This is a genomic window from Trinickia sp., from assembly GCF_035492435.1.
GTDB lineage: Bacteria > Pseudomonadota > Gammaproteobacteria > Burkholderiales > Burkholderiaceae > Trinickia.
Map to the genome: position 1 here is coordinate 21,848 of NZ_DATJJF010000153.1, position 6,385 is coordinate 28,232.

5 protein-coding genes are annotated in these 6,385 nt (G+C 60.5%); 2 read left to right on the plus strand and 3 right to left on the minus strand.

Annotated features, from left to right (window positions below):
• Nucleotides 1–8: 8 nt before the first annotated feature.
• Nucleotides 9–1,400 carry an FAD-binding oxidoreductase gene (locus VL598_RS11585; RefSeq protein ID WP_325326859.1) on the minus strand — a complete coding sequence of 464 codons (1,392 nt, stop codon included), beginning with the start codon at nucleotides 1,398–1,400 and terminating at the stop codon, nucleotides 9–11.
• A gap of 150 nt (nucleotides 1,401–1,550) precedes the next feature.
• Nucleotides 1,551–2,945 (minus strand): MFS transporter, encoded by a 1,395-nt coding sequence (locus VL598_RS11590; RefSeq protein WP_325326860.1) that lies wholly within the window; start codon nucleotides 2,943–2,945, stop codon nucleotides 1,551–1,553.
• 289 nt (nucleotides 2,946–3,234) lie between these two features.
• Between VL598_RS11590 and VL598_RS11595 the strand changes: the two genes are divergently transcribed.
• Entirely contained in the window at nucleotides 3,235–4,311 is a 1,077-nt protein-coding gene (locus tag VL598_RS11595) for an AI-2E family transporter (protein ID WP_325326861.1), read from the plus strand.
• 68 nt (nucleotides 4,312–4,379) lie between these two features.
• Here the strand turns inward: VL598_RS11595 and ltaE are convergent, their stop codons facing one another.
• Nucleotides 4,380–5,417 (minus strand): low-specificity L-threonine aldolase, encoded by a 1,038-nt coding sequence (gene ltaE / locus VL598_RS11600; RefSeq protein WP_325326862.1) that lies wholly within the window; start codon nucleotides 5,415–5,417, stop codon nucleotides 4,380–4,382.
• 302 nt (nucleotides 5,418–5,719) lie between these two features.
• Between ltaE and VL598_RS11605 the strand changes: the two genes are divergently transcribed.
• Nucleotides 5,720–6,160 carry a hypothetical protein gene (locus VL598_RS11605; RefSeq protein WP_325326863.1) on the plus strand — a complete coding sequence of 147 codons (441 nt, stop codon included), beginning with the start codon at nucleotides 5,720–5,722 and terminating at the stop codon, nucleotides 6,158–6,160.
• The last annotated feature ends 225 nt before the right edge of the window (nucleotides 6,161–6,385 follow it).

Consider the following 6,385-nt stretch of genomic DNA (forward strand, 5'->3'; position numbering starts at 1 on the left):
TCGGCAATCTATGACGCGGATGGCTTGATGTTGACGTTACGGCGAAACAGGTTCTGCGGGTCGTAGCGTGCCTTGACTTGGGCAAGACGTTCGTAATTCGGCCCGTAGGCGGCGCCGATGCGCGCGTTCTCATCCTCGGTGAGAAAGTTCACATAAACGCTGCCGAGCGCGAACGGTGCGCAAGCATCGAAATACGAGCGTGCCCACTCAATGCAGCTGGCGTCTTCGCTTGCCTCCTCCCAGCGTGCATGGACGTTCATTACGTATTTGGCGTCGCGGCCGCAATAGGCGGTTGCGTCGATCGGCACCTCACACGTTTTCCCGCCGATCTGTCCAAAGAAGATCTCGCATTGCGGCGACGGCAATTTCCCTATTGAGTTGATCGCCGCATCGAACAATCCGTCGGGCAATTCGTCGAAGTTATGCGACTTCCAATAGTTGCGCGATCCAGGCGCGAGCAACGGATCGAACGCCTTTTGCCATGCCACGAAAGGCATCGGGCCGATATGCTCGCCACAGGGCTCGCCAAAGGTGCGCACGACCTCGACAGCGCGCGCCGCTGTCTCCATGGGGCCGGTATAGCACATCGCAAAAACAACGACGGGCTTGCCGTGTACCGATTGTGGCAAGAATGGTAAGGGCGGCGCGAGCCGCAGCACAGACCATACCGCTAGTTCACGCGGTACGGCATCCATCGCTGCGCGATAGTGGGTGAGCGCGCTTCTCGCCTGCTCGAACGGCACGACGAACAGCCCTCCGTAGACTTCCGGTCCTATGGCATGCAGGGCGAACTCGAACATCGTGACCACACCGAAGTTTCCGCCGCCGCCCCGAATCGCCCAAAACAGATCGGCATGGTTGTTTGCGTCCGTATGCACCAGTTGGCCGTCGGCGGTGACGACGTCGGCGGACAGCAGATTGTCCACCGTCATGCCGTACTTGCGGCTCACCCACCCGAATCCGCCGCCGAGCGTAAGGCCGGATAGGCCCGTCGTCGAGTTGATCCCCGTCGGCGTACCGAGTCCGAAAGCCTGAGTTTCATGGTCGAATTCGCCGAGCGTCACGCCGGGCTCGGCATAGGCGCGGGATCCATGCGGATCGACGCGCACCGACTTCATCGGAGAAAGATCGATTACGAGGCCACCGTCGCAAACCGCCGTGCCCGCAATGTTGTGCCCACCGCCGCGAACCGCCACGAGCAAATTGTTTTCGCGTGCGAAATTCACGGCCTGTCGAACGTCGGCCACGCCTGCGCAACGAACGATGAGAGCAGGCCTCCGATCGATCATCGCGTTCCAGATGCGCCGCGCTTCGTCATAGCCGGGATCGTGCGGCTGCAATACCTGTCCTCGCGTCGCGCTTTTTAAGCCTTCAATCGCAGTGCTCGCCAAATCAGTCACGAAAGCCTCCGCTCGGTCATTGAGTCGAAAGCGATTCTTCATAACGAAGCTGCGATGGAAGAATCGCGCGTGACTCTGTGATAGAACGCTTCGGGCGAAGACCAAACTAGGTAAACCCTAGCGACTAGCGTGCACTGAGGGCGGACGCTGCTAACCCCGAGCGCCTCGTGCGATTTCGTCACCCGCGTCGTGTGCTAGACGGCGTGTAATGGGAATTGACCCGAACGAGAAAAGCCCAACGACGAGAAACGCTGGCCAGAAGTCTGACGACGTAACGTGTGCGTGGCCATGCAGGGCCCGTGCAATCTGCAGCACAATGCCGCCCACAGTCACGCCGAGCCCCAGCGACATCTGCTGAACGACGCTGCCGAGGCTCGTTGCGCGGCCGATGTCGCGGCTCGAAATATCGGCATAGATGATCGAGTTGAGGCCCGTGAATTGGAGGGCAGGGAAGAAGCCGCCCAAAAGCACGACCACCCAAATGAACCAGACCGGCGTACCAGGGAAAAACAAGCCATACGACGCGATTGCAATTCCGGAGAATGCCGCGTTATAGATGAGCACCGTGCGAAATCCGAACGTGCGCAGCGAGAACGAAGTGAGCGAGCGCATGAACATGCTGCCGACAGCAGAGGCGCACGTAATGATGCCTGACTGGAACGCCGTCATGCCCATTCCTTCTTGCAGCGCAAGAGGCAACAGAAACGGCACAGCACCAAGCCCGATGCGAAACATCGATCCACCTAGTACGCTCGCGCGATAGGTAGGAATCCTAAGGAATCGCAGATCGAGCACTGGCCGCTCGGCGCGTTGCGCGTGAAGAACGTAAAGCGCGAGTAGCAATGCACCCGAGAGACACATCTCAAAAGCGGTGCGGTTGGTGACGACCTTGCTGCCAAGTAGCGAAAGCCCGAGCAACACGAACGACGCACCGAGTGCAGAAAGGATGAAGCCGGTCCAGTCGAGTGGCCCCGGGTGCGGCTCGTGCGTATTGGCGATGTAGCGGTTAGTGAGGTAGATGCCGAGTATGCCGATCGGTACGTTGATGAAGAAGATCAGGCGCCAATGAAAATAAGTGGTCAGGAAGCCACCCAAAAGCGGCGCCGCGGCCGGCGCGAACATCGCAGGCAGGCTCAGGTAGTTCATCGCGCGAACGAACTCCGCCTTCGGCACGGAGCGGAAGATGATGATGCGCCCGACGGGCACCATCATTGCGCCGCCGATGCCCTGCAACAGCCGGGCAAGCGTAAAGAACAGCATCGAGTACGACGCGGCGCACATTACCGAGCCGACGATGAAGATGCCAATGGCCGCACGAAAGACGGTGCGAGCGCCAAAGCGATCGGCAAGCCAGCCGGAAATGGGAATGAACACACCTAGGCTGACAACGTAGCTCGTGATCGCGATGTTGAGCGTAACTGGATCGCTGCCGAAGTCGCGCGCCATTGAAGGCAGCGCGGTGACCACGATGTTGGCGTCGGCACTTTCCATGAAAAGCGCGCAAGCAACGATGAGCGGCGAAATGAGGGCGATGGCAACCGGCATGAAAAGGCGGCGCTGCGGCTACAGACGAAAAGCATCGATTATGCGCCGACTTGTCCTCGAAGGCGATGATCGGGGCGAGTGCCATTGTTGGTTTGTTGCGTTTGTAGCGAATGACTGACTAGTTAGGTGCTATTTATCCAACACGGATTGCCGTCGATTCGACTTCAACGCCTTATAGTGAGACCAGACGAAATTGGCATGTGTTGCCTATCCATGGAACAATGCCGCCGATGGACGTCGGGCGCGGCTCGCGTCATTTTCCCTTCTCTTATTACGCTAGCGGCACTTCATGCCTTCGGACGCTTCCCTTCCTCCACGACCGAGTGATAACGACAAGGCGCGGCGCCTCGCCTGGCTCGTTCTGAATGCGGCGCTGATCGCATTGGCGCTCTGGGTACTGCGCGAATTCATTGCCCCCATGGTGTGGGCCGGCGTCATCACGATCGCCCTGTGGCCCCTTCTGCTGCGGCTCAATCGCCCGCAGTACGGGCGGCACGGCACAACGGTCATTGCTTTCGTCGTGACGCTGGTCGTCGGCCTTTTCATCACGTTGCCGTTCCTCATCATCTTCGGGCAGGCGATGCACGAGGCGCACGACATGATGGCGTGGATCAAAAACACGGAGGCCAATGGCATCGCGTTGCCCGAGCTCGTAACGCGGCTGCCGTTCGGCGCGCAAATTGCCGGCTGGTGGCAAGCCAATCTGGCACGCCCGCTCGTGCAGTCGCCAGCGGTGCAAGGCCTGCACGGCACCACCGTCGTGACCATGAGCCGGCAGTTCGGCGTGCTCGCCGTGCGCAGCGTGATTCATTTCGGCTTCATGCTGCTCACGCTCTTCGTGCTGTTGCAAACGGGGCCACGCCTTGCCGACCAATCGCTTCAGGCGGTGGGCCGGTTCTTCGGCCTTCCGGGCGCGCAGTTGGCGGCGACGATGGCGGCTGCCGTTCGTGGCACCGTCACGGGGCTGGTCGTCGTTGGACTCGGCGAGGGCTTCATCATCGGCCTCGCCTATGCATTCGCCAACGTGCCGCATGCCGGCGCGATCGGTCTCTTGACCGCAGTCGCAGCGATGCTGCCGTTTTGCGCGCCGCTCGTCTTCGGGGCCACCGCACTATGGCTGTTCACACAGGGAGAGACCGCTGGCGCAGTGGGGGTCCTGGTCACGGGCGCCATCGTTGTTTTTGTCGCAGAGCATTTCGTGCGTCCGCTATTGATTGGCAGCGCGACGCGTTTGCCCTTTCTTCTCGTTCTTTTCAGTATTCTCGGCGGCGCGCAGACGTTCGGCCTTTTGGGCCTTTTTGTCGGTCCCGCATTGATGACCGTGCTCGTAGTGCTATGGCGCGACGCCACGCAGCAACCGCTGTAGCCGATGTGGCCACGGCGGCGCGGCAATCGAGCTAACTGCGCTCGGCTCGGCGTCGCTGTGCCGGTCGATCAAGCCTGATTTGAAAAGAAGTCCGCTGCGGCGCCGAGCGCTGCATCGACAGCGTGTCGATCGACATCGAGGTGCGTCACCCATCGTTGACGCGTGGCGCCATACGATGACGTCACAGCGATGCCGTGCCGCTCCAAATGCTGCGCGAAAGCGCCCGCATACTGCGGAGGCACGTCGATGAACACGATGTTGGTGTCAGGGGGCGCGACCACCTTGAGACCGGGCATCTGTGAGAGGCCTTGCGCGAGCGCTTTTGCGTTCGCATGGTCCTCGGCGAGCCGCTCGACGTTGTGCTCGAGCGCATAAAGGCCGGCGGCCGCCAGAATGCCCACTTGGCGAAGGCCGCCGCCGAGCATTTTGCGCAGACGCCGCCCCTTGGCGATCAGCTCGGACGAACCGATCAGGACCGAGCCCACCGGTGTACCGAGCCCCTTCGAAAGACATACGGAAACGGTATCGAACGGGCGGGCCAACGTGCCGACGGGCAAGCCGAGCGCAACAGACGCATTGAAGACGCGGGCTCCGTCCAAATGGCAGCCGAGCCCATGTCGGCGCGCGAGCGTTGTTGCTGCCTCAACGTACTCCATGGGCAAGACGGTGCCGCCGATCGTGTTTTCGAGCGCCAAGAGGCGCGTGCGGGCAAAATGCGGATCGTCGGGCTTGATGGATTTTTCGATTTGCTCGAGCGAGAGTGTGCCGTCCGGCTGGTTTTCGAGCGGTTGGGGCTGGATGCTGCCGAGCACGGCTGCGCCGCCGCCTTCCCAACGATAGCAGTGCGCTTGCTGACCCACGATGTACTCGTCGCCGCGCCCGCAATGCGCCATGAGCGCGATCAGATTCGACTGGGTACCGGAGGGGACAAAGAGCGCGGCTTCTTTGCCGAGCAGATCGGCGAGGCGCGCTTCTAGCCGCTTCACGGTTGGGTCATCGCCCAGCACATCGTCTCCCACTTCAGCCTCGGCCATCGCTTGACGCATACCGGGGCTCGGGCGTGTGACCGTATCGCTGCGAAAATCGTACTTCAATGCCGCATTCATCGGGTTTTTTCTCCTGGGGACAGCCGCGATTCACACAAAACAACGACGCGCGCGCATGAGGCCTCATGACGAGTGCGAGCGCCGAACAGGGAAATGTAAACGCTTTTGAGTCGGCTTGCTTGCGTTCACTCGAGTGAATCGCTTTGGTCTCGTACCGACACTCGACAGCGAAAAGTCGGTAAAAGCGGTAAAGTCGCTGCCTTGACAGAGGCAGGGGCGGGTGAGGTGGGCTATGGCGTTGCCACGGAGCCGATTCAACGTCAGTGCCTGGCCGCAACCCATCGGCGCATTGGCGTTTGCTTATGAAAAGTCTCGTAACCGCTGCCGCTTTGACCGCCAGTGCCGCATGTCCAGTGGTAGCGCTGTGCGCACCGGTTGCACTCGACAATTCGCTGCATTGCAACGTTTCAGCCCATACGTTTGTCAGCGAGCTCATCGCTCAGGGGTTGCTTCAAGCGCAGCCTTTCCGCGTTGAAAGCAATTCGATCAACGCGTTCAACCCGGTCCGAGGCGTTAGTTTGCACGCGTTCGGATACCCCGTCTTTGCGATTGTGGGCTATGAGGAGGGCGACCCGCTGTTTCAAGCGGGAAGCGGCAAGCGTGTGTCCACTTCCGCTTATGGCGCAGTGGTATGGGGCTCGACGGAAAAGGTTCAATCTGCCGTCACCGCGGCCAAGAGCCAGGCAATCGTGCATCACGTGGCGCCGTTTATGACGGCGATCTTTTGCGATCGAGAGGAATGACTCGTTCCTGCTTTTTGGGTTGCAGTCAGCTCGGACGGATCGATTGTCGCGTTGCAGTCGGCGATCTCGCGATCGGTGCCGCTCACATAAGGTTCCTGCAATGTCTTGTTAAGCGAGATGATGTGCTATGTGTTCGACGACCGCTGAGGTCGTTGTCGCGATGCAGGTTCGCGCGCATGCGCTGAGTCGTCTCGAAGCGACATGCGTGAGCATCCTGATTTGAAG

Excerpts from the sequence above, each read along its gene's own strand:
- VL598_RS11590 (WP_325326860.1), bottom strand. The coding sequence starts at position 2,945 with ATGCCGGTTGCCATCGCCCTCATTTCGCCGCTCATCGTTGCTTGCGCG.
- VL598_RS11595 (WP_325326861.1), top strand. The coding sequence starts at position 3,235 with ATGCCTTCGGACGCTTCCCTTCCTCCACGACCGAGTGATAACGACAAG.
- ltaE (WP_325326862.1), bottom strand. The coding sequence starts at position 5,417 with ATGAATGCGGCATTGAAGTACGATTTTCGCAGCGATACGGTCACACGC.
- VL598_RS11605 (WP_325326863.1), top strand. The coding sequence starts at position 5,720 with ATGAAAAGTCTCGTAACCGCTGCCGCTTTGACCGCCAGTGCCGCATGT.